At 57.6% G+C, this 24,048-nt stretch carries 22 protein-coding genes; 12 read left to right on the forward strand and 10 right to left on the reverse strand.

The window, feature by feature from the left end:
* Positions 1–76 precede the first annotated feature (76 nt).
* Together C5748_RS10015 and C5748_RS10020 are read right to left on the reverse strand one after the other, a co-directional pair.
* Entirely contained in the window at positions 77–1,687 is a 1,611-nt protein-coding gene (locus C5748_RS10015) for an ABC transporter substrate-binding protein (protein ID WP_105741801.1), read from the reverse strand.
* A gap of 259 nt (positions 1,688–1,946) precedes the next feature.
* A complete protein-coding gene (locus tag C5748_RS10020; RefSeq protein ID WP_105741802.1) occupies positions 1,947–3,326 on the reverse strand; it encodes an aspartate aminotransferase family protein in 1,380 nt (459 codons plus the stop codon).
* Between the two features lie 317 nt (positions 3,327–3,643).
* On the opposite strand from C5748_RS10020, the gene C5748_RS10025 reads away from it, so the two are divergent.
* Entirely contained in the window at positions 3,644–4,312 is a 669-nt protein-coding gene (locus C5748_RS10025; RefSeq protein WP_105741962.1) for a haloacid dehalogenase type II, read from the forward strand.
* 77 nt (positions 4,313–4,389) lie between these two features.
* On the opposite strand, the gene C5748_RS10030 is transcribed toward C5748_RS10025, so the two are convergent.
* Positions 4,390–5,334, reverse strand: a complete 945-nt coding sequence (locus tag C5748_RS10030) for an ornithine cyclodeaminase family protein (protein ID WP_105741803.1) — start codon at positions 5,332–5,334, stop codon at positions 4,390–4,392.
* A gap of 253 nt (positions 5,335–5,587) precedes the next feature.
* Here C5748_RS10030 and C5748_RS10035 point away from each other — a divergent pair, with 253 nt between their 5' ends.
* Genes C5748_RS10035 through C5748_RS10055 form a run of 5 tightly spaced genes read left to right on the forward strand, consistent with a single transcriptional unit; the run spans position 5,588 to position 11,353 of the window.
* Positions 5,588–6,436: a GNAT family N-acetyltransferase gene (locus C5748_RS10035; protein ID WP_105741804.1), complete on the forward strand. Its 849-nt coding sequence runs from the start codon at positions 5,588–5,590 to the stop codon at positions 6,434–6,436.
* Position 6,437: 1 nt separating this feature from the next.
* Positions 6,438–7,625, forward strand: coding sequence for an alanine racemase (locus C5748_RS10040; protein WP_425350233.1), 1,188 nt, complete (start codon positions 6,438–6,440; stop codon positions 7,623–7,625).
* A 49-nt stretch (positions 7,626–7,674) separates the two neighbouring features.
* A complete protein-coding gene (locus C5748_RS10045; protein WP_105741806.1) occupies positions 7,675–8,949 on the forward strand; it encodes an NAD(P)/FAD-dependent oxidoreductase in 1,275 nt (424 codons plus the stop codon).
* Positions 8,946–10,403: an aldehyde dehydrogenase family protein gene (locus C5748_RS10050; protein ID WP_105741807.1), complete on the forward strand. Its 1,458-nt coding sequence runs from the start codon at positions 8,946–8,948 to the stop codon at positions 10,401–10,403. Before C5748_RS10045 ends, C5748_RS10050 begins: the two co-directional genes overlap by 4 nt.
* Before the next feature lie 44 nt (positions 10,404–10,447).
* Entirely contained in the window at positions 10,448–11,353 is a 906-nt protein-coding gene (locus C5748_RS10055; RefSeq protein ID WP_105741808.1) for a DMT family transporter, read from the forward strand.
* A gap of 127 nt (positions 11,354–11,480) precedes the next feature.
* Here the strand turns inward: C5748_RS10055 and C5748_RS10060 are convergent, their stop codons facing one another.
* From C5748_RS10060 to C5748_RS10090, 7 genes are all read right to left on the reverse strand, one after another.
* On the reverse strand, positions 11,481–12,938 hold the full coding sequence (locus C5748_RS10060) for an NAD-dependent succinate-semialdehyde dehydrogenase (protein WP_105741809.1): 1,458 nt from the start codon (positions 12,936–12,938) through the stop codon (positions 11,481–11,483).
* A gap of 16 nt (positions 12,939–12,954) precedes the next feature.
* Positions 12,955–13,998, reverse strand: coding sequence for a tartrate dehydrogenase (locus C5748_RS10065; RefSeq protein ID WP_105741963.1), 1,044 nt, complete (start codon positions 13,996–13,998; stop codon positions 12,955–12,957).
* Between the two features lie 27 nt (positions 13,999–14,025).
* Positions 14,026–14,379: a cupin domain-containing protein gene (locus C5748_RS10070; protein WP_105741810.1), complete on the reverse strand. Its 354-nt coding sequence runs from the start codon at positions 14,377–14,379 to the stop codon at positions 14,026–14,028.
* A gap of 19 nt (positions 14,380–14,398) precedes the next feature.
* The gene (locus tag C5748_RS10075) at positions 14,399–15,322 is read right to left on the reverse strand and encodes a 2-hydroxyacid dehydrogenase (protein WP_105741811.1); all 924 of its coding nucleotides are present in this window, start codon (positions 15,320–15,322) and stop codon (positions 14,399–14,401) included.
* 12 nt (positions 15,323–15,334) lie between these two features.
* Positions 15,335–16,459: an acetylornithine deacetylase gene (argE, locus tag C5748_RS10080; protein ID WP_105741812.1), complete on the reverse strand. Its 1,125-nt coding sequence runs from the start codon at positions 16,457–16,459 to the stop codon at positions 15,335–15,337.
* 251 nt (positions 16,460–16,710) lie between these two features.
* On the reverse strand, positions 16,711–16,848 hold the full coding sequence (locus tag C5748_RS10085) for a hypothetical protein (protein ID WP_245428964.1): 138 nt from the start codon (positions 16,846–16,848) through the stop codon (positions 16,711–16,713).
* On the reverse strand, positions 16,835–17,092 hold the full coding sequence (locus tag C5748_RS10090; protein WP_245428967.1) for an ABC transporter permease subunit: 258 nt from the start codon (positions 17,090–17,092) through the stop codon (positions 16,835–16,837). Before C5748_RS10090 ends, C5748_RS10085 begins: the two co-directional genes overlap by 14 nt.
* A 263-nt stretch (positions 17,093–17,355) precedes the next feature.
* Between C5748_RS10090 and C5748_RS10095 the strand changes: the two genes are divergently transcribed.
* The 6 genes from C5748_RS10095 (at position 17,356) to C5748_RS10120 (ending at position 24,024) form a co-directional block, all read left to right on the forward strand.
* Positions 17,356–18,912, forward strand: a complete 1,557-nt coding sequence (locus tag C5748_RS10095; protein ID WP_105741814.1) for an ABC transporter substrate-binding protein — start codon at positions 17,356–17,358, stop codon at positions 18,910–18,912.
* 160 nt (positions 18,913–19,072) lie between these two features.
* Positions 19,073–20,044, forward strand: coding sequence for an ABC transporter permease (locus C5748_RS10100; RefSeq protein ID WP_199194752.1), 972 nt, complete (start codon positions 19,073–19,075; stop codon positions 20,042–20,044).
* Positions 20,045–20,057: 13 nt separating this feature from the next.
* Positions 20,058–20,945 carry an ABC transporter permease gene (locus tag C5748_RS10105; protein ID WP_105741815.1) on the forward strand — a complete coding sequence of 296 codons (888 nt, stop codon included), beginning with the start codon at positions 20,058–20,060 and terminating at the stop codon, positions 20,943–20,945.
* On the forward strand, positions 20,942–21,916 hold the full coding sequence (locus C5748_RS10110; protein ID WP_105741816.1) for an ABC transporter ATP-binding protein: 975 nt from the start codon (positions 20,942–20,944) through the stop codon (positions 21,914–21,916). Before C5748_RS10105 ends, C5748_RS10110 begins: the two co-directional genes overlap by 4 nt.
* A 44-nt stretch (positions 21,917–21,960) precedes the next feature.
* Positions 21,961–22,902 carry an ABC transporter ATP-binding protein gene (locus C5748_RS10115; RefSeq protein ID WP_245428994.1) on the forward strand — a complete coding sequence of 314 codons (942 nt, stop codon included), beginning with the start codon at positions 21,961–21,963 and terminating at the stop codon, positions 22,900–22,902.
* A 42-nt stretch (positions 22,903–22,944) separates the two neighbouring features.
* Positions 22,945–24,024, forward strand: coding sequence for a serine hydrolase domain-containing protein (locus C5748_RS10120; RefSeq protein WP_105741818.1), 1,080 nt, complete (start codon positions 22,945–22,947; stop codon positions 24,022–24,024).
* Positions 24,025–24,048 lie beyond the last annotated feature (24 nt).

Below are 24,048 nucleotides of genomic sequence, written 5' to 3' on the forward strand. Positions count from 1 at the left end.
CTCTGCTCCCTGAATTGATGCCTGCGAAAGCAGTGTGCTTCGGACCGGCGGCCGGGGCCGCCGATCAAAAGTCTCATCAGGCCGCGAGCCAGATATACTCCGCAAATGTGCCGCCCATCAGGCCGCCAAACGGGCTGGATGTATAGCCCTTGACCTTTTCGCTCATGGCATCGACGCTGGAGAGATAGGCAGGAATGATGGTCCCGGCTTCGTCAGCGACCATGGATTGCAGCTGGTTGTAGATCTCATGGCGCTTGCCTTCGTCCAGCATGCCGCGCGCTTCGAGAAGAAGGCTGTCGAAATGGTCGGACTTATAACGGCTTTCGTTCCACGCTGCGTTTGATGTGTAGAAAAGCGAGAACAGAATGTCCGGTGTCGGGCGCGGATCGATATTTCCGAAATGGATCGGTGACTTGAGCCAGTAATTGTTCCAGTAGCCGTCCGAGGCCACGCGCTGCACATCAAGCTTGAGGCCGATTTGCGAGGCGGAGGCCTGGATCATGCCTGCCATTTCCACCGAGAAGGCAGCGGCGTCCGATGCGATGACCGGAATCGTCTGGTTAAGCAGGCCAGCCTTGTTGATCAGGAATTTCGCCTTGTCAGGATCGAAGGCCTTCGGCTGCAAGGATGCATCATGGTAGCGGTTTGCAGGCGAAATCGGCTGGTCATTGCCGATCTGACCGTAACCGCGCAGGGCCGCCTTTACGATCTGCTCGCGGTTGACGAGGTGCTTCATGCCGTCAACGAAGTCTTTTTTGTCACCCGGCGCCATGTCCAACCGAATATTGAGGTTGGTGTAGTTACCGGCACTTGCCTGCGTCATCACGAAGCCCGGCATGCTTTCGACAAGCCGTCTGGAGCGAGGGCTGATCTGGCCGGCAAGGTGGACATCCCCTGAAAGCAGCGCATTGGCGCGGGCGTTATCGTCCACGATGGCGAAAAACTCCACCGAGTCGACGTGCGGAAGCGAGGACTTCCAGTAGCTTTTGTTCTTCGTGCCGATAGAGCGGACGCCCGGCTCGAAGACTTCTTTCACGAATGGGCCAGTTCCATTTCCGGCGTTGAAATCCGTCGTGCCTTCGGCCACGATCATCAGATGGTGGAGGGCGAGAATGCTCGGCAGGTCGGCGTTGGGCGCTTCCAGTACGATCTCAAGCGTGAGATCGTCAACGGCCTTGAAGTCCTTCAGCTGGGCGACGACTTTCGCAACCTTCGATCCAATCGCGGGGTCCTGGTGGCGCTTCAGGGAGAAGATCACGTCAGCGGATGTCAGTGTCTTGCCGCTGTGGAACGTCACCCCCTTGCGCAGCTTGATAGTCCAGGTCTTGGCGTCCTTGCTGTCGATCGACTCTGCCAGCTCCATCTGCGGCGTGCCTTTTTCGTCCAGCACAGAAAGACGGTTATAGAAGGTGCAGATGCGGACGTAATCGGTGGTGGTGGATGCTTTTGCCGGGTCCAGCGTATCGGCGATGGATGAGGACCAGCCCGCTGCCTTCAACGCGCCGCCGGATGTCGGCGTCGCTGCAATTGCCTGATCTGCGCGACCGATTGCGAGACCTGCGGTTGCCACCGCTGCGCCACCAGCAAGCATGATCTGCAACAGCTCACGCCGCGTTGCGCCGCGGCGGATCGCGTTCTCTACGAATGCGTCATCGGATTTGGACCAGTTGGTCGGTAATTTTTGCATGTCGTTCCCTTTGTTATTGTGGTTGACCGAACGCCGACGGTAAACTCCGTGCGGTATGCTGCTTTGCAGATTGGGGCCTGCTTCGACTTCCTCTTGAGTTGTCTCCCACGCGTCGCGGACCGTTTTCGGTCTCTTGCAGTTGATTGAGTTTGGCACTCTGCCGATATTGCTTCTTCTAAAGATGATGCCGTGGGCGGTACAAAATTCCGAATTTGCCGCCCGCCACGACATTTCATAACAGAAAATAAATTTCAGCGCGTCACTCCACCATGGCGCTGCGAACATCCGGATCTTCGAGCGTGGCATCCAGCACCTTACGGGTGCGATCGAGGATCATGTCGATTTCCGCGTCCGTACAGCACAAAGGCGGCGCATAGCCCAAGACACCATTGGCGAAGGCGCGGATCACGAGACCGCTTTTCCACGCCCGGTCGAAGATACGGCGGCCGGGGGCGGCTTCTGCGGGAAGCGGCGTCTTCTTTTTCTTGTTGACGACGAGTTCGATGGCAGCCAGCATGCCGCGGCCACGAACATCGCCGACAAGCGGATGATCGCGCAATGTCTCCAGCCCTGCCATCAGCCGTGCTCCGGCCCGACGTCCATTTTCAAGCAGGCCGTTTTCGTAAAGACGCAGAACTTCAAGGCCCACGGCCGCACTGACGGGGTGAGCTGAATAGGTGTAGCCATGGCCGATTGCGACGGGTCCGGCACCGTCCGCCATCACCTGATAGACGCGGTCGGACATCAGCACCGCGCCCATCGGCACGTAACCGGAGGTTAAACCCTTCGCTATCGTCATGAAATCCGGAACGATCCCGTCTTCCGTGCTGGCAAAGAGCGGCCCGGTGCGCCCGAAGCCGGTAATGACCTCGTCGGCGATAAACAGAATGTCGAGGGCCGCACAGGCATCGCGCATGGCCTTCATCCAGCCCTTCGGTGGAACGAGTACACCGCCCGAACCCTGGATCGGCTCGGCATAAAATGCTGCCACCCGCTCTGGCCCGCCGATCTCCTCGACCTTCGCGTAAAGGGCGGCGAGCGACGACTGGATTATCGCTTCCGGCGTATCGCCTGCGGGATTGCGATAGCTGTAATGCGAGGGGATTTTATGCTGCCAGGAATAAGGAATGCCAAACCCCGCATGAAAGCCGGGAAGTGCGGTCAGGCCCGCGCCGACCGTGGACGACCCGTGATATCCCTGCTCGATAGATATGAACTGGTCGCGCTGCGGCTGGCCTTTGCAGTGCCAGTAATATCGAATGAAGCGCACCGTGCTATCCACCGCATCCGAACCACCGAGCGTGAAGAACACATGATCGAGATCGCCCGGCGCGCGGTCGGCCAGTTCGGAGGCAAGCCGGATGGCAGGCTCGGATCCCATGTCGAAATAGCCAGTCGCGTATGGCAATTCGCGCATCTGCTGTGCGGCTGCCTCGACAATGCTTTCGTGGCCGTACCCGGCATTGACGCACCAAAGACCGGCGAAACCGTCGACAAGTTCATGGCCGTCCATATCGGTGAGGACGGCGCCTTTGGCTGACTTCAAGACACGAACGCCGAGATATTCATGGCCCCTGTATGAGGAGACGGGGTGGATTAAGTGTCGTCGGTCGAGTTCGATCAGGGAGTTGCTTAACATGTGTCGCTTCCAATCCAGCTTTAGCGGGCTGTCTGCAACTTTCCCCCATGTGCTGCCGGTGAAGTCCCCGAACTGGCGCGGATAAACGGAATATTTCGTTGTTGCGCGCCCGGGTCGCCGCATCTTCTGCCGACAGATGATGGAGCCAGCTCAATATCGGGGTCGGTCGGTCATGCCGAATGACATGCTGTGCTGCTGCGCCCTGTCGAATTGGTATTTTCTGCTTCATCGCCGGAGGAATATGGTGAATGCGGTCTGTTGTGCCGATCTAGGATGGGTGCCGGTAAATGCTCACCACGGACGACAAGGACAGTTCCATGACCACTTTCCGCCCCAAATACGTTACCTTCGACTGCCACGGGACCCTGATCAATTTCAATATGGCGCAAGCTGCGCGTGATCTTTACGGGATCACGCTGTCCGAAGCTGCAATGCAGCAGTTTATCAAGGACTGGACGGCCTATCGCATCGACGAATGCCTTGGCTCCTGGAAACCCTATGCCGACATCGTCCACAATTCGCTGGAGCGCACCTGCAAGAGAAATGGCGTGGCATTCAGGCCGGAAGACGCCGTCATGGTGTATGAGCGCATCCCGACATGGGGGCCACATCCGGACGTGATGGCGGGGCTTGCGAAAGTGGCCAAGGAAATACCGCTCGTCATTTTGTCCAATGCAATGAATTCGCAAATCATGTCGAATGTCGATAAGCTCGGCGCACCGTTCCACGCCGTCTACACGGCGGAACAGGCCGATGCCTACAAGCCGCGTTTCCAGGCTTTCGAATATATGTTCGACATGCTGGGCTGCGGTCCCGAGGACATCGCGCATTGCTCGTCATCGTTCCGGTATGACCTGATGTCGGCCTATGGTCTCGGTATCAAGAACAAGATCTGGGTCAATCGCGGACACGAGCCCGCAAATCCCTATTACGGTTACACGGAGATCACCGACATTTCTGGTCTCGCAGGCGCTCTCGGCCTTTGAGCCAATAAAACAAACCCCATCTGGCACGGATGATCCGGCCAGATGGGGTTCTGGACTTAGAAACCGGCAGGGCCCGGTTATAGCATGCTGTTGCCCATCTTCGCCTTTATCAGCGCATCGGCAATATAGAGGTCCTGCAAGGCGATGCCGGAACTGTCGAAGACGGTTATTGCCGTGTCGGATTTCCGTCCAGGGGCATTTTTCGAAATGACGTCGCCAATCGGCGTGATGCTGATATCGCCGTTGGTGATCTGATTACGAACGTGCTGGTAATCGCCGATGGTGATGGATTGCGATGGCAGATCACAAAAGAGGTCGGCCTTGAGCAGCAATTCGGTCGGCAATTCATGTTTGCCGGGGGCATCCGAACCCATGCTGGCAACATGGGTGCCGGGCCGCACCCAGCTTGCATCGAACAGGGCCTCTCGCGATGGCGTTGCCGCAACCACGATATCAGACGATGAGACTGCCTCTTGCACCGGAGAAACGTGGATTTTCAGACCATTCGCTTCCAGCAGTTTGACGAAGGCGTCGCGCCTCTCGGATGGCCGCGCGACAACATGCACGATTTCGATAGGGCGAATTCTCGCAAGGGCCGTTACCTCGTAGTATGCCTGATTTCCCGCTCCGAATATCGTCAGAGTTTTCGCATCCGGACGTGCTAGAAGATCGGCCGCCACCGCATCGGCCGCCGACGTTCTGTAGGCATTCACGGTACCAGCCTCGACAACTGCGCTCAGACGTCCGATTTCCTGATCGAGCAGGACAATCGTGGAATTGTGACGCGGCAATCCCCGCTCAGGGTTTTTCGCCCAGAAGGAACCGACTTTGACACCCGTGAGATGCTGCGAAGAGCCAGACTTGATCGAAAATGTGTTGGCCGGCGAGGCGGAGCGACCCAGCACTGCAGGAAAGACGCGGCCTTCTTCACTGATTGCCGCGACAAGCGCCGCACGGGCCGCCTCATAGGCGATTTCGTGCGAAATCATGGCGGCGGATTCTTCTTCGCTTATGTAGATCACGGCTGGTCCTTTCGGCGGTCGATAATTGCGGGCCGTGGCTCACACCATCGAGCATATTGATATATCGGCTCATTTTGATCAGGAAGCTGCACAGGTGATGCCGCCTCCTCCCTGAAAACAAATTAATCCACCAAATAGGCGGCTAAAAAAAGCAGAGAAAACTTCCCCAGTTCGGGGAAGCTGGTCTCAACATTCCTGATTTTCAAAGCGGGGCAAAGGCACTGCTTTCACAATAGCGGATAACCAGAAGCACATGAGCAATGACGACCGCGACATTTCGCTGGTAAAGCTCGAGAGCCGTCATCTCGAAGGCGCATTGAAGCTTTCGCAAGAATTCTCCTGGCCCTACCGGCTGGAGGACTGGGCGTTCGCCTTGCAGGTGGGCGAAGGTGTGGTCCTCGAGCGTGATGGCGATGTTCTCGGAACGGCGCTCTGGTGGTGCTACGGAGATCACTACGCCACCGCAGGCATGATCATCGTCACGGCGAAAGCCCAAGGCGGTGGCAACGGATCGCGGCTTTTCAACGCCCTGCTGGACGCGACGAAGGGACGAAACGTTCTTCTCAATTCGACCGAACAGGGCATGCCGCTCTATCTGCGCCGGGGCTTCGAGCCATGGGGTAGAGTGCTTCAATACCAAGGGCATTTGGCCGACCCGGGTAAGATCGACCAAAGTGACGACATTTGCCCGGCGGCGCCCAGCGATCTGGCGTCCATAGAGGCTCTCGATGAGCGTGCAATCGGAATGCCGCGAAAGCAGCTCATCTCAGCGCTATTGCAGGTCGGTGAGACGGCGGTGCTCGTCCGTGATGCGCAGATTACTGGCTTTGCCATCAGAAGACGGTTCGGGCGCGGATATGTTGTCGGCCCTGTGGTGGCGGACAATATTGACGATGCGAAGCGTCTGATTGAGGCGCATCTCGTCAACCTCGTTGGGCAATTCGTTCGCATCGATGTTTATTCCGATGATGGATTGAGCGAATGGCTTGAGGGTCTTGGCTTCAAATTGGTTGGCGATGCCGTGTCCATGGTGCTTGGAACCAGACCGACCGCCGTCGCTCCAACCCATATGTACGCGGTTTCGAACCAATCGTTCAGTTAGGATGCAGAGAATGAACACTGAAAACCTCGATTCGAAGCGCGCCGGTGGTGCTGGCATGATAGATGCGCTGATCACACCGGCGCTGCTGCTCGACGAGAGCAAGCTGGACCGGAATATTCAGCGCCTTGCCAGCCATATCAGTGCTTTGGGTGCAGTGCTGCGTCCGCACATGAAAACAGCCAAGAGCATCGATGTCGCCCGCCGCATTTACCCCGGAGAACCGGGTCCGATCACGGTTTCGACCCTTGCAGAAGCTGAATATTTCGCCGATTACGGCTATAAGGACATCACCTATGCGGTGGGCGTCTCGCCTGCTGCTGCGGTGCGTGGTCTTGAACTATCGCGACGCACCGGCGCCAATGTGAAATTCCTGCTCGATACGGTGGAACAGGCCGATGCGCTGGGCGACGCGGGGCGAAAAACCGGTGTCGTGCCCTCCGCTTTCATTGAGCTTGACGTTGACGATCATCGTGGCGGCTTGAAACCCGCGGACCCGAACCTCGTCATTGTTGCCGGTCGCGTGAAGGCTGCGGGTGTCGATCTGGTTGGTGTGTTGTCGCATGCGGGCGAATCATATGCGCTGAGCACAAAGGAAGCGCTGGTCGCCGCTGCCGAAAATGAGCGCGCCGAAACGGTGAAGGCAGCGAATGTTCTGAGAGAACACGGGCATGCATGCCCGATTGTCAGCCTTGGCTCCACGCCGACGGCGCATTTCGCTGAAAATCTTGACGGTGTCACCGAAGTGCGCGCTGGCGTCTATGTGTTCTTCGATCTCGTCCAGCACGGTGTCGGCGTGTGCACGCTTGATGATCTGGCGATTTCGGTGCTTGCGACTGTCGTGGGCGCAAAACCGGAAAAGGGCTGGATTCTCGTAGATGCGGGCTGGATGGCGCTGTCGCGTGACCGTGGAACGTCCAGCCAGAAGGTTGATCAGGGCTATGGTGTCGTCTGTGACGAGCAGGGCCGCGTCTATGAGGACGTGATCGTGTCGCAGGCAAGTCAGGAACACGGCATTCTTTCCATCCGCTCAGGTTCAAGCAAAGCCATGCCGATTCTCCCGATTGGTTCGAAGGTGCGGATTTTGCCCAATCACGCCTGCGCCATGGCCGGTCAGCACGATTTCTACAGTGTCGTGAACGGCAAAAGCCCCACCATACAAGCGCGCTGGAACCGTATGCGCGGCTGGTAGACTCTCCCGGAACGCCGCATTTTACTCCAAGCTACGAAGGTAATCGGCAATGAAACTCACATCCTACTGGTTAGATACGTCCGAGCCATTTCGTAGCGGCTCCGACCGGTCATTGGCCGGTCAATGTGATGTCGCCGTCGTCGGTGGCGGTTTGACTGGTTCGTCGGCAGCGCTCGCCCTTGCAAAAAAGGGGGCGAATGTCGTCCTTCTGGAAGCGGATACCATCGGCAACGCTGCTTCGGGCCGCAATGGCGGCATGTGCAACAACGGCTTTGCGCAAAATTACGCCGAGATGTCTGCACGGATTGGCCGCGGCGGGGCTAACACGCTTTACAAGGCCTTCGATTCCGGTGTTTCGCTGGTCGAAAAGATCGTGAAAGAGGAAGAGATCGATTGCAGCTTCGCGCGCTACGGCAAGCTCAAGATCGCAGCAAAACCTGAACATTACGACATGCTTGCGCGCAGCCAGGAGCTTCTTGCCGCCACTGTTGATCCCGAAACGCGCATGGTCTCCCGCGAGGAGCTGCGTGACGAGGTTGGAACGGACCGATATTACGGCGGGCTGCTTTATCCCAAGAGTGCCGGCATGCATGTCGGGCGCTTTGTGCGCGGGCTTGCCACCGCTGCTGACAGACATGGAGCGCAGATTCACGAGCGAAGCCCGGTCATGGGCATCCGTCGCGTGCAGAATGGACATGAGGTCCAGACCCCGAACGGCAAGATCACAGCACGTCAGGTGCTGCTGGCAAGCGGCATTTCTCAGGTCGGACCACTCGGCTGGATCCGGCGACGTATCGTGCCGGTCGGCGCTTTCCTCATCGTCACCGAGCCACTGTCACAGCAAGATGTCGCACGTCTGATGCCCACGGGCCGAATGGTGGTCGATACCCGAAATCTCGTCGTCTACTGGCGTTTGACTCCCGACAATCGTCTGCTGTTTGGCGGGCGGGCGCGCTTTGCCGTTTCAAATCCACAATCGGACGAAAAGAGCGGCCGCATATTGAAAGCTGCCATGGTCGATGTATTCCCAGAGCTGGCAAATACGCGCATCGATTATTGCTGGGGTGGCATGGTCGATATGACCCGTGATCGCCTGCCGCGGGCCGGTCAGCGTGACGGTATCTATTACTCCATGGGCTATAGCGGCCACGGCACGCAGATGTCCACGCTGATGGGCAGCATCATGGCTGAGGTCATGGATGGCAATGTCGAGCTAAACCCGTGGAAGGATTTCGACTGGCCGGCCATTCCCGGCCATTTCGGACGCCCGTGGTTCCTGCCGATCCTCGGCGCCTATTTCCGAATGAAGGATATCCTTCGATGACCGCACCTATGGAATACCTGACGGGCAAGAACCGGCTGGATCAGTTCTTCATCAATGGGCAATGGGTGCCCGCATCCGGAACGGCCAAAGGTGCTGTTACCAATCCGGCCACAGAGGAAGTCGTCGCCCATATCGCACTTGGCAATGTGGCGGATGTCGACAAGGCAGTCGCGGCGGCGCGCAAAGCCTTCCCGACCTGGTCGCGCACCACGCCAGCGTATCGTGCCGAACTGCTGACGCGCTTGCGTGAGATCATGGAGCAGCGCAGCGAACTGTTCGCCCAGTACCTGACGCTCGAAATGGGGGCTGCTATCGGCTATGCCCGCACCGCGCAGGTGCCTCTCGCGATTGCCCATGTCAAAACCGCGCGGGACGTTCTCTTGTCCTTCCCATTCGTCGAGCAACGCGGCCACACTGCCGTCGCCCGCGAGCCTATTGGTGTCTGTGGCCTGATCACACCGTGGAACTGGCCCCTTTATCAGATCACCGCCAAGGTTGCACCCGCATTGGCGGCAGGCTGCACTTTGATCCTGAAGCCGAGCGAACTTGCGCCTCTCGATGCCCTGCTGTTTGCAGAAGCCATTCAGGATGCAGGTTTTCCGGCTGGCGTCTTCAATCTGGTGAATGGCGATGGTCCAGTCGTCGGTCAGCGCATGGCCTCGCATCCCGATGTCGATATGATCTCCATCACCGGCTCGACCCGCGCCGGCATTCTGGTCGCGCAGGCTGCCGCACCCACGGTCAAGCGCGTTGCGCAGGAGCTGGGCGGAAAATCGCCCAATGTGATCTTGCCCGATGCTGATCTCGATCGCGCGGTTTCGCTGGGGGTCGCCGCCGCATTCCGCAATCTCGGCCAGTCCTGCAGCGCCCCCACGCGTATGATCGTTCCAAGGGATGTGTTGCGCCAAGTGGAAGCGATTGCGACCAAAGCCGCCTCCGAGATCGTGATTGGCGACCCCCTGTCTCCCGCGACGACCCATGGCGCCATGGCGAATGCTGCGCAGTTCAACCGTGTTCAGACGATGATACAGACAGGCCTGAAAGAGGGCGCCCGTCTGCTGACCGGTGGGGCTGGTCGGCCGGATGGCTTGACGAGCGGTCTCTATGCCAGACCGACGATCTTTTCCGACGTTGATACGAATATGCAGATCGCAAAAGAGGAAATCTTCGGACCCGTTCTTTGCATTATTCCCTACGACACGGTCGATGAGGCTGTCGAAATTGCCAACGATACCGTCTACGGGCTTGGCGCACATGTGCAAGGCAAGGACCTGTCCGTGGTAAAGAATGTTGCCGCGCAAATCCGCTCCGGGCAGGTTCATTTCAATTATCCGGCTTGGGACCCGCACGCGCCTTTCGGCGGGTTCAAACAATCCGGCAATGGGCGGGAATATGGCCTTGAGGGGATGGCTGAATATCTCGAGGTCAAATCGATGTTGGGCTATTTCGGCTGAATATCGAAAAGACCGATCCGCCGTCGTCCATCAAGGAAAAGCATATGAGCGCAACGGGCGCAGCGGAACAAGTGGATAGCCGACCTTGGTCGGGTGCCGTTCTCAGAGTGCTGGCAGGGCTGCTGTTTGCGGCCATGTCGATCTGCGTGAAAAGCCTCTCCGACACCACGCCGCTGGGTGAAATCGTGTTCTACCGGTCGCTGTTTGCGCTCATACCCCTGGTCATCTTCCTGTGGCTGCGCTCGGAGTTCCCCTCCGGGCTCGCCACACGGCGGCCACTCGGCCATCTGCTTCGCTCCGGACTTGGCGCTGCGGCGATGTTCACGTCCTTCGCCTCCATTGCCCGGCTGCCGCTCGCCGAGGCGACGCTTCTGGGCTATCTTTCGCCCATCTTCATGGCCCTTGCTGCCGTGTTCATTCTCTCGGAGCGTTTGACGGTGACGCGGGCGGGCGGCGTCATCATCGGCTTTGCCGGGGTGCTGGTGCTGTTCTGGCCTGAACTGGATGGCGACCACATGGCTGGAGATCAGTTGTTAGGGTACATATTTGGACTTCTGACCGGGGTATTGACGGCATTCGCGCTGATTACGGTACGCACCTTGAGCCGTACCGAAAGCACGGGCGCCATAGCCTTTTATTTCGTTCTGACATCTATGGCCTGTGGGTTAGCCACCTTGCCATTCGGGTGGACCATGCCGGATGGCACCGGTTTCGTGCTGCTGGTGATGGCCGGTATCTTCGGCGGCCTGGCGCATATCGCCAATACGATTGCCTTCCGCCACGCGGAAGCGTCCTTCCTCGCACCTTTCGACTATTTCGCCATTATCTGGCCGCTGATGGCCGACCTTTTGTTCTTCAACCAACCCATGACGTCTGCCTTCATGGTGGCCTTGCCGTTCGTTCTGGCGGGTGGTGCGATCACCGTCATGGGGCACCGAAGGTCGTCCTGAGACGGAAGCGCAATTTTCCACGGCACAGCAATTGAATCAGAACGGCCCGCCACCGATTTTCGCGGGGGCGGGCCGTTCAATTGATTGCTGAAAAGAGCCCCGGCTACGGGAGCTGGGTTGATCTGCGTTACCGCAGACCGCCCATATGGAAGGCTTTGACCTCAAGATATTCTTCGATGCCAATCTGGCCGCCTTCACGGCCCAGGCCCGATTGCTTGACGCCGCCGAAGGGTGCGACCTCCATGGAAATGGCACCGGTGTTCAGCCCGACCATGCCGAATTCCAGAGCCTCACCGACGCGCCATGCCCGGCTGAGGCTTTCGGTGTAGAAATAGGAGGCCAAACCGAAAGGCGTTCCATTTGCTATTTCGAGCGCCTCTTCTTCGGTTTCGAAACGGAACAGCGGAGCAACGGGTCCGAAGGTCTCTTCCTGCGCAAGAAGCATATCGGTCGTCGCCCCGATCAGAACCACGGGCGCGACATAGTTCGATCCTGCCTCCAGCGCGCGCTCGGCGGTGACGACCTTGGCACCTTTGTCCACAGCATCCTTGACGTGTCGCTCGATCTTGTCGATTGCCGCGCTGTTGATCATCGGGCCGATGGAAACGCCGTCGGAGGTGCCGGAACCGACCTTCATGGCATCAACGCGTTTGGTCAGCTTCGCTGCAAACTCGTCATAGACGGCGCTGTGTACGAGAATGCGGTTGGCGCAGACACAGGTCTGGCCGCCATTGCGGAATTTCGAGATCAGGGCGCCCTCGACGGCCAGATCGAGATCGGCGTCATCGAAAACGATGAAGGGGGCATTGCCTCCAAGCTCCAGTGACAGCCGTTTGATGCTGTCGGCGGCCCCTTTCATGAGTAGCGCGCCAACGCGGGTAGAGCCCGTGAAGGAAATCTTGCGCACGGTCTCATTGGCCATGATTTCCTGCCCGATTCCGCTCGGCATACCGGTCACGATGTTGATCACGCCGTGTGGAATGCCCGCGCGCTCTGCAAGCACGCCAAGCGCGAGTGCGGAGAAGGGGGTCAGTTCGGATGGCTTGATGACCACGGTGCATCCGGCGGCAAGCGCCGGTGCGACCTTGCGCGTGATCATGGCATTTGGGAAATTCCATGGGGTAATGATGCCGCAGACGCCGACAGGCTGCTTGAGCACGACGATACGTCGGTCGGGCGTCGGCGCCGGTACCGTTGCCCCGGAGATGCGGCGTGCCTCTTCCGCGAACCATTTTACGAAAGATGCGCCATAGGCGATCTCGCCCCTTGCTTCGGCCAGTGGTTTGCCCTGCTCGCAGGTTAAAATAAGGGCCAGGTCGTCCATATGAGCCAGCATGAGGGCATGCCAGGCCTCAAGTCGGGCCGCGCGCTCTGCTGCAGTTTTGCTTTTCCAGCCGGCATAGGCTGCGTTGGCGGCAGCGATAGCGGCTCTGGTGTCGCTTTCTCCCATGTCCGGCACGGAGCCGATCACCAGGCCCGTCGCCGGATTGATGACATCCAGCGTCCTGCCCGAATGGGATGCAACCCAATCTCCGGCCACGAGCGCACTCTGGCGAAGAAGATCTGTGTCCGTCAATGCTTCCATCGTAAATCTCCTAAAATCAATCCAGTGCTTCCAGCACTGCAGCGGTAATGACCGAGGTCTTGTCCTTGCCCGGCCGGATGCCGATATCCTTCGCGGTTGCGGTCGCAATGGCGGCCATCACCCTGTCTGCCGCCTGCTTTTCTCCCAGATGCTCCAGCATCATTGCAGCAGACCAGATGGTGGCAATCGGGTTTGCAACATCGAGATGGGCAATGTCGGGGGCCGAACCATGCACGGGTTCGAACATCGAAGGCAGCGACCGGTCCGGGCTGATATTGGCCGATGCGGCAAATCCCAACCCACCCTGTATGGCCGCTCCCATGTCGGTCAGGATATCGCCGAAGAGGTTCGACGCGACAATGACGTCGAGGCTTTCCGGCGCCATGATCATCCGTGCGGCCAGCGCATCGACGTGATAGGAGGTGACCGCGACATCGCCATATTCTGCGGCCAGTTCTCGCGTGACTTCATCCCAGAACACCATCGAATGTCTCTGCGCATTTGACTTGGTCACGGAGGCCAGACGGCCGCGTCGCCGACGGGCCTGCTCGAAGCCATAGCGGAGAATGCGCTCCACGCCGCGGCGGGTGAATATCGAGGTCTCGACAACCACTTCGGCTGGAGTGCCTTGATGCACCCGTCCACCCGCGCCGGAATATTCGCCCTCGGTATTTTCGCGAATGCAGAGAATGTCGAACTCGGTGGCCTTCAGCGGACCATCGACGCCGGGCAGCAAGCGGTGAGGCCGGACGTTTGCATATTGGTCGAAAGCCTTGCGGATCGTCAGCAGCAAACCGTGCAGCGATACGGAATCCGGTACCTCTGCCGGCCATCCGACGGATCCGAGGAGGATGGCATCGAAACTGCGCAATGTCTCGATACCATCGGCCGGCATCATCCGACCATTTTCCTTGTAGTAGGCGCAGGACCAGGGAAATCTGGTCGCAGACAGACCGAAACCACTTTGTCCTGCAACCTTGCTCAACACCGCCCAGGCCGCTTCGACCACTTGCGGACCGATGCCGTCTGCCGGAATGAGAGCGATGTTGTAGCTTTTCATGGCAGCAATCCCTTTGGCCGTGAGCACTTAGGAGACGACGACGTAAATCTTGCGCACTGTCTCGATGGTCTTCCAGATGCCGATGAAGCCCGGCTTCATCACGAAGCTGTCACCTGCCCGGTAGATGACTGGCTCGCCATCCTTCGGGGTCAGTTCGATCACGCCGGAGAGCAGATGGCAGAACTCATAGGTTTCCCCCTTGATGGAGTGGGTGACACCCGGCGTCGCTTCCCACACGCCCGTCTTCACCAAACCGTCTTTGGACTCGTCCATCGGCCAGCTTTTGAAATGCGGGTCGCCGGAGATCAGACGCTCCGGCACGGGCACTGCTTCCTTGGGGGCGAAGGTCGGGTTATGCGCGATTTTCTGAATATAGGTCATGGATTGTCTTCCTGTTGGCTCAATAGTTGCGATTGCGGTCGACGAGGCCAATCAAGTCGTGCCCCTGAAGATGGCGGCGGATATTGTCGCTGACGGCAAGTGCTGCGCTGGCCGGCTGGGTGACGCTGGCGATATGCGGTGTCAACGTGATTTTCGGGTGCGACCAGACGGCGTGGTCGCTCGGCAAAGGCTCGGGCTCCGTCACGTCGAGTATGGCAGCCGAAAGATGATCCTGATCGAGTGCTTCGAGCAGGGCCTGATGGTCGAGCTGACCGCCACGACCGACATGGACGAGGGATGCGCCCTTCGGCATTTGCGAGAAAAGTTCGGCGTCGAGCAGACCGGCCGTCTCGTCGGTCAGCGGCAGAAGGCAGATCAGGATATCGCTGGTCGAAATCAGCTGCGAAAAACCCTCGTCGCCGCTGAGGCAGGCCACACCGGGAATGGTCTTTGCGCTTCGGCTCCAGCTGGAAATCGGAAAGCCGAAGGGCGTGAGACGCTCGATGACGGCCTGTGCGAGAACGCCAAGACCGAGAATGCCAATACGCCGCTTAGTCGCCTGCGGTTGAGGGATAGACTGCCAGAGAGCCTGCTTCTGATGATGCCCATATTGAATGAAGTTGCGGTGAAGCATCAGAACAGAAAGCGTGACATATTCCTGCATCATGCGGATGATGCCATCTTCCACCATGCGCACCAGCTTAACGGTGGTTGGCAGACTGTCGAAAGATATCTGATCTATCCCGGCACTGGTGCAGAACATCACTTCGAGATTGGTATAACGGGCGATATTGTCCGGCACTTTCCAACTGAGAAGATAACGCACGTCCTCCGGTTCTACCGAAGCCGCGTCGAGCGAGAGCGGAATGTCCCGCAGAGAAGATTGAAAAACCTTCGCAAAGGCTGCTGCGCGGGCTTCGTCCATGTTACAGAGCAGTGTCATTGTTGGGCCCTTCTATCCACAGCAATGTCGGGAAAGCGCGTCGATCATGGCCACGCATGCCGAGAGCTCTTCGATCAGAATGTATTCGTTCGGCTTGTGGGCACGTGAAATATTCCCCGGGCCACAGATGATGGAATCGATGCCCGCCTGCTGGAATAGACCGGCTTCCGTACCGTAGCTGACAGCGGCCAGCGGCGCTTTGCCCGAGAGTGCGGTAACAAGGGCCGCCAAAGCCGAGTCTGCCAAAAGAGACAGGGGAGGATAAGCGCCGGTCTCCGTCCATTCCACATCATATCCTTGAGCCTGAAGGGCGTCGGCGGCCTGCCGGATATCGGACAGCAAGCTGCGCGGATCGCATCCGGCAATCGCCCGTGCCTCAAGCTGGAACTCGCAAATGTCAGGAATGATGTTGAGAGCGGTACCACCCTTCAGGGTGCCGACCTGAAGGGAAGAATAGGGTGGCTCGAATGTCGCATCGAAAGGGCCATGAGAGAGAGTCTCGGATGACTTTACCGCCTGAACCAGAATGGCGGTTGCGCCGTGGATCGCATTTAGCCCCTGATCGGGCCGTGAAGAGTGCCCCGACTTGCCACGTACGGTGATGCGTGCCGCTGCCTTGCCCTTATGCGCAAGGATCGGCTGCATACCACTCGGCTCGCCGATGATTGCGCCGAGCGGCGGCTGGCACAGCTCAGGTAAACGCTCGATCAGATGGGGAACGCCGTGGCACGTGGCTTCCTCATCATAAGAGAATGCGAAATGTATCGGCTTGACGAGCGAATTTGCGTCCACCTTGGATGCTGCCGCGAGTGCTGCAGCGAGAAATCCTTTCATGTCCGTTGCGCCGCGACCATGTAAGCGATTGCCTTCTGACCGCAACCTGAATGGGTCTCCAATCCAGTCTGGTTCTATAGCCGACACGACATCCAGATGTCCCGACAGAATATATCCGCTGCGATCTTTTGGGCCGATCGTGGCAAACAGATTGCTCCTATCGCCTTCCGGGCCGGGAAGGACATGAACCTTGGCACCCAGACCCCTCAGATAACTCGTGACCCACTCAACGATATCTCCATTCGGTGTTCCGACAACCGAGCGGAATGAAACCAGTTTTTCGAGGATTTCGACTTCATGCATCGCAGGTTTTCAATATCTCGCTTTGAAGCAATGGGAGGGCGTGGGCTAAACTGGTTCCATAGTAGTCGGGAGATTGGCCTTGGCGGTGCTGTATGATGGCAAAAATCAGGTAGAAAATGCGTTGAGGGCTGCCGATTAAGCAAATCATGCGGATGGGCGCTATGGCATTCTGGCGTTTGCAAAGTACATTTTAAAAATCCCCGTGCGCGTCGAAGCGCAGCACGGACAGACGGAAAAATAATGATGTGATGTCAGTGCTGGTTCCACTTGTCCAACATGCCATAGTACCAGACGGCCAGTGGAAGGAACCATGGCTTGCCGTTGAAGAACGGGCGGGTGCCGAAACTGAGTTCCGAATAGACCGTCTTGCCGAGATCACTGCCCAACATCTGGTGAGCGACTCGTCTTCCGGATCGCCGCCTGGACTGCTGTGAGCGACAGGCCGAGATCGGGAAAGACGAAGTAGATGCAGAATAGGGTGACAAGACCCGGGATGCCTTCAACGACGAACATGAACACGCGGCTGATGGCAGAGAGTGAGCAGATGCCGTTCACTCCCATGAAGGCCAGAACCAGGCCGAGAATCTTGGAAAGAACAAAGGCGCCTAATGTCACGATGATTGTCAGATACACCGCCGCACGAAAGATCCCTCGCTAAGCTAAACGCGCTAATTCTCGAGGATGAGTAGTTGGGCCGAGCACACGCGAACGAGCCCTGTCCTCCGGTATTTACGCCAAACCATGCTGGTGCCGACAAGCCGAATTAAATCATGCGTTATTCGCTAGGAGAATAATTATCGCAAAAAACATTCATTTGTTAAATCTTTATGTCCGTTGATATTGGGTAAAATTCGTTCGTGACTCGTTGCGTCCGAGACAAGAAGGGAACAGAAAAAATGAAAACGAGAATAATTCTTCTGGCTGGCATGGTCGGCGTTGTCGCAAGCCCCGTTATGGCCAAGGACCTGACGATCGGCCTCAGTGGCACGGTAACGTCTATCGATCCGCATTTCTATAATGCCTCGCCCAACAACTCGATCGCGATGCAGATTTTCGACAGACTGACCGAGCGCACTGCCGAGGGACAACTCGTTGAAGGTCTGGCCACGAAGTGGGGATCCGTCTCCGAGACAAAATGGCGCTTCGCTCTTCGCGAAGGTGTGATGTGGCACGATGGAAAGCCCTTCACCTCAGATGATGTCCTTTTCACGTTGAGTCGTGCTGGAAGCGTGCCGAACAGCCCGGGCGGCTTTGGTGGTTTCATGCGTAATATCGCGAGCGTCGAGGCCGATGGGGACCTGGCAGTCATTATCCACACCAAGGCACCGGCACCGACGCTTCCAGGCGATCTCGCAAATATTGCTATCGTGTCTCGCCATGCGGGAGAGGGCGTTGACACCGCAGATTACAATTCCGGTAAGGCAGCAATCGGTACGGGGGCATTTCGTTTCACGACATTCAAGCAGGGCATAGAAGTTGCACTGGAGCGCAATTCCGATTGGTGGGGAAAAAAGGTTGCCTGGGATCACGCGACTTACCGCATGCTTTCAAGCGCAAGCGCTCGTACAACTTCGGCTTTGGCAGGTGATGTCGATGTGATTGACGCGCCAGCAGCGACGGATATCAAGCGCTTCAAAACCACGGCCAATCTCTCGTTCGTCACTACCCCAGGCCTACGGGTCATTTATCTTGCGCCATCAACTTCCGGCGATGCGTGGAAGGCCAACGTAAAGGGATCGAACGGAGAAGCGTTGGAGGCAAATCCTCTTGCTGATCCACGAGTTCGCAATGCGCTCTCAGTGGCGATCAACCGCGAAGGCATTGTCGAGAAGATCATGGAAGGTACCGCGACGGCCGCCGGACAGTGGCTACCCAAGGGTGCTTTCTCTTATACTCCCGATATTCAGCCGCCGAAGCCCGATCCTATTGAGGCAAAGAAGCTGTTGGCGGACGCCGGGTACCCGAACGGCTTTCAACTGACGGTTCACGTGCCGAACGATCGCTACCCGAACGCCCCCGCCGTGGTGCAGGCTGTTGCACAGATGTGGACGAGAATTGGCGTGAAGACGAATGTGGAAGCTCTTCCGTGGACGACCTTCTCGTCACGCAAGTCGGAGTTCGCCATGAAGCTTCTGGGTCTTGGAAATGCAACCTATGATGCCAGTTCCATGCTGGTCAACGTTCTAGGCACCGTCGATCCAAAACGTGGGCTGGGAGCGGCCAATGATAGTGGTTATTCCAATCCGACGCTTGATGATCTCGTTTCCAGGGCAATGACAATCTACGATGACAAGGCGCGTGAAGGCGCCCTTATCGAGGCTGTAAAGGTTGCAGTGAATGATGGAGCCATTATTCCACTCTACCAGCAGAGCAATGCTTGGGTCCTGCGCAAGGGTCTTTCTTATGCACCGCGCATTGATGAGCGCACACTCGCCAAGGACATTTCCGAGTAAACCGTGAGATGAGCGGCTGGCGGCCTTAGCGCCAGCCTGCTTTCCTCGCGATTTGGCTGGCGAAGTCGTTACACGCGATTGTCGGCGATAATGCGTTTGCAAGACCTTACCCCCTTACCGAAGCGGTTGGTCAGCATCTTATCAAGAGCAAGAGGGTATCATGACCCTGTGGATTATCCAGCGCCTGTTGCAAGCGATCCTGGTCGCTCTCGCAATGGCCCTGATTGTTTTCGTCGGTCTTCACTTGATTGGCAGTCCGATAGAAACGCTGCTTCCGCCTGAAGCAACCCACGACGATCGCCTGCGATTGATCGCGGATCTCGGCCTCGACCGGCCTTTGTACGAGCAGTTCTTCCTGTTCCTGAAAGGGCTCCTGCAGGGCAATCTCGGCGTGAGTTACGTCTATAAGGAGCCAGCGGTCGAATTGATCCTGTCTCGTTTGCCCGCAACGCTGGAACTCGCCTTCGCGGCCGTCTTGCTGTCGCTGATCGTGGGCGTGCCGCTCGGATTGGCCGCAGGCTGGAAGCCTGACAGTCTTTTTGCCCGCATAATCATGATTGGTTCGATCTTCGGCTTCAGCCTGCCGATTTTCTGGATCGCGATCCTGCTCATCATGATCTTCAGCGTCCAGCTTGGCTGGCTTCCAAGTTCGGGGCGTGGAGCAACAGAAATCATCTTTGGGATACCCTGGTCCTTCGTCACGTTGGATGGACTGCGCCATATGCTTCTGCCTGCCGTCAGCCTCTCTCTTTTCAATATCTCGATGGTAACGCGCCTGACCGAAGCGGGCGTACGTGAGGCGATGTCGAGCGAATATGTAAGATTTGCCCGGGCAAAAGGTCTGTCGCCAAGGCGCATTCTCAGCGTCCATGTGCTGAAAAATGTGATGATCCCCGTCGTCACCGTGGTTGGTCTTGATATCGGTCAGACGATTGCATTTTCGGTCGTGACAGAAACCATCTTCGCTTGGCCTGGGGTTGGCAAGATCATCATCGACAGCATCGCCGCACTCGATCGTCCCGTGATCGTGGCTTACCTCATGCTCGTGGTCATCATGTTCGTCATTATCAACCTCGTCGTGGATGTCACTTATAGGCTGCTCGATCCACGCATCAGGCTTCAGGGAGAATGACGTGCAAACGGTTATGAACTCCACGAAATTTCGGGCAGGGCTGCAGTTCATACGCCAGTTTTCAAGATCGCCTCTCGCGGTTCTCGGGCTGGTGCTGATTACTCTGATTGTCTTGATGGCCGTATTCGCGCCTTATCTATCTCCCCAAAACCCTTACGATCTGATGCAACTGGACATCATGGACGGGCGGATGGCCCCAGGCACCGGGTCTTCTGCGGGCTTTACTTTCCTGTTCGGTTCGGATGATCAGGGCCGGGACATGCTGTCGGCCATCCTCTACGGCCTGCGAATAAGCTTGATCGTTGGGCTGGGCTCCGCCGCGCTCGCCTTCATCATCGGTACCGCATTCGGACTGACGGCTGCCTATGTTGGTGGGCGGGTTGAAAACGCAATGATGCGGCTTGTCGATCTTCAGCTTTCCTTTCCAACAATTCTTGCCGCGTTGCTGATCCTAGCACTTCTCGGCAAGAGCATCGGCAATGTGGTCTTCGCGATCGTTCTGGTGGAATGGGCAACCTATGCCCGCACGGCTCGCGGCGCTGCTTTGACAGAGCTTCGCCGGGAATATGTCGAGGCAGCGCGCTCACTTCGTCTGCCGCATCGCAACATCCTGTTCCGCCAACTGCTGCCGAACTGTCTTTCGCCGCTCGTCGTGCTGCTGACCATGCAGGTGGCCCGCGCCATTACACTCGAGGCGACATTGAGCTTTCTCGGTCTGGGTGTGCCGGTGACCGAGCCCTCGCTTGGGCTCCTGATCTCCAGCGGATACGAGTTCATGCTTTCAGGTACCTACTGGATCGCCCTTTTTCCCGGCATTGCACTCCTTGTCACGATCTTTGCCATCAACCTCGTTGGGGATCGTCTGCGCCAGTTACTGGATCCGAAGGCTGCACGGAGATGAGTGCCATGCTTGAGATTAACGGTTTGAAGACCGAGGTCGTGACCGAACAAGGCAACGTCACCCTTATCGATGATATCAATCTCAACCTCGCTGCCGGCGAAGTCATGGGTCTCGTTGGAGAATCCGGATCCGGCAAATCCGTAACGGGTCTCTCCATCATGGGCTTGCTTGACAAGCCCGTGCAGGTCACGGGCGGCCAGATCCTGTTCAAGGGGCGGGACCTGCGCAAGCTCTCGCAAAAGGAGCTGCGATCTATCCGCGGCAATCGTATCGCCATGATCTTCCAGGATCCGATGTCAACGCTCAATCCTGTTCTGCGCATCGATACGCAGATGATGGAGGCGGTGCGCACGCACGAATCCGTCAGCAAACAGGCCGCATGGGAACGCGCACGAGATGCATTGGGCATGGTTGGCATTCCAAGCCCCGAAGAACGCCTGAGCGCTTATCCGCATCAATTCTCCGGCGGCATGCGGCAGCGCGTGGCTATAGCTATCGCCCTTCTCATGTCGCCTGATCTCATCATCGCCGATGAGCCGACGACTGCGCTGGATGTTACGATTCAGGCGCAAATTCTCTCGATCGTCCAGAAACTCGCCCGAGAAAAAGGGATGGCCTTGATATGGGTCACGCATGATCTTTCGGTTGTTGCCGGCTTGGCGGAAAAGCTGTCGGTGATGTATGCGGGACGCATCGTAGAGCAGGGCTCTACGGCCGACCTGCTGAGACGGCCTTTGCATCCGTACACGAATGGCCTCATTGCGAGCCTTCCTGCTCATAACGAGCGGGGTTCCAGGCTAAAGCAGATATCGGGCACTACCCCGTCTGTCGCCAATATGCCGAAAGGCTGCGCGTTCCGTCCCCGCTGTTCGTCCGCAACGGAGATTTGTTTCGACCCTCCGGCGCTTGAAGCCGTAGAGGGGCGCCTTCTTCGCTGTTTTCACCCCGTTATGGAAGGAGCGCCATCGTGAGCAATCGATTGGAAGTGCGTAATGTCAGCAAGCGCTTCAGTCGCATGTCCGGTGTGGTGGAGCGCGGCGCGGAATTGATGGGCCTGAAAGCTCCAAATCCGGTCGTACGCGCTCTGGATGACGTTAGTCTCACCGTGGCAGAAGGTGAGGTCGTCGGGATTGTTGGAGAGTCGGGCTGCGGCAAATCCACTCTCGGTCGAGTGGTGGCCGGTCTTCTTCAGGCCTCCGAAGGCTCGGTCCTGTTCCGAGGCAAGCAGCTGGATGAGATGCCCGGAAAGAGCGCCGATGAAGCGCGATTAAAGGTCCAGATGATCTTTCAGGACCCGTCGTCTTCGCTCAATCCGCGGCAGCGTGTGCGGGAAATCATCGGAGCTGCTCCCCTTCACCACGGCATGACAACGGCACGTGAGCTGGATGACTATGTCAGCCAGCAGATGCAGCGGTCGGGGCTCGATCCATCCATGGCCGGTCGTTTTCCGCATCAGTTCAGCGGGGGGCAGCGCCAGCGCATCGGGATCGCCCGTGCACTGGCGGTTCAGCCCGATATGCTGATCTGCGACGAGTCCGTTGCGGCGCTCGATGTTTCGATACAGGCGCAAATCCTCAATCTGTTTCTTGATCTGAGAGAACAGCTGGATCTTACCTATCTGTTCATCAGCCACGACCTCTCTGTCGTAGAGCACATCTCCGATCGTGTTATGGTGATGTATCTGGGACGCGTAGTCGAGGAGGCAGCGGTCGGCGAACTGTTTTCGCATCCAAACCATCCCTATACGCGCGCCCTTCTTCAGGAGCGGCCCAGTCTCGATCCCGTTCAACGGCGCTTTTCAGCGATCGAGGGGGAAATCGCGAGCCCGCTTTCGCCTCCGTCGGGATGCCATTTTCACCCCCGCTGTCCGATGGCGATGGAGCGGTGCCGCGTCGAGAGGTCGGAACTTAGACTCATTGGCCCAGGGCACAAAAGTGCCTGCCATCTGAACGATTGAACCTCCCACAATCGAAAAACTTGAACGTTAAAAGGATGCAATATGTCTGTTTCAGTACCTCTGGAACGCCAGTCCCAACCCGTCACCAATGAATTTCCCGCCCATGAGTGGGCGATGGTCGACGCTCCTGAAGAACACGGCCTCTCTGCCGATGTGCGACAGAAGGTCGATGCCATGCTTGAGGGCTTGCCGACCACTTCCTTCATGGCGGTCGCTAACGGGCGAGCTCTGTACACCTATGGCGATGTTTCCGAGGTGAGCTATCTTGCGTCGACCAGAAAAAGCATCCTCTCGATGCTCATGGGCAAAGCCGTGGCCGAAGGGAAAATCGATCTCAATCTGACGATGGCGGATCTCGATATCGACGAAGACCACGGCCTCCTCCCCATTGAAAAGACAGCGACTCTGCATGATCTCCTTATCAGCAGTTCGGGTGTATATCATCAGCCAGGAAGTCCGGGCAGCAATACGAAGAATATACCTAAGCGCGGCTCGAAAAAGCCTGGTGCCTATTTCCATTATAACAACTGGGATTTCAACGCTCTTGGCGCTGCCTTCGAGCAACTGACTGGCCGCAACGTATTCAAGGCTTTCGAGGAAGATTTTGCGGGTCCGATGAGCATGCAGGATTTTGACCCCTCGCGCCAGCGCATGATGGGATATGAGGGAGCCTCCCGTTATCTAGCCTATCACTTCTTTCTCTCCGCCAGGGATATGGCCCGGCTGGGTCTGACGATGGTGCGGAACGGTCATTGGCGCGACGAGCAAATCGTACCGGCCGATTGGGTAGCGGAAAGCACGCGCATTCATGTTCCCGCTGACAAGATGAATGAGAGCGAAAAATCTCGGATTGCCGGCTACAGTTACCTCTGGTGGATTCCTGTTGTCACGAAGGACACGCCTGAATGGGAAGGCGCCTCTGTCGCCGCTGGCCATTTCGGACAGTTCATCTTGTGCATGCCTGCGCTGGATATGGTGTTCGTCAATAGACGCGCTATTCCTGACGATCTGGCAATCGCGCGCAACGACGGTAGCTTCAAGGAAGAATTGCCTGCAGTCACCATGGAAAATTTCCTGGGTGTTGCCGACCAATTCATCAAGGCGAAACTCGGTACTCGATAACGGAAGCTCCCTGGCAGATGCGCC

The sequence above is a fragment of the Phyllobacterium phragmitis genome (genome assembly GCF_002980495.1).
GTDB classification, from domain to species: domain Bacteria; phylum Pseudomonadota; class Alphaproteobacteria; order Rhizobiales; family Rhizobiaceae; genus Paramesorhizobium; species Paramesorhizobium phragmitis.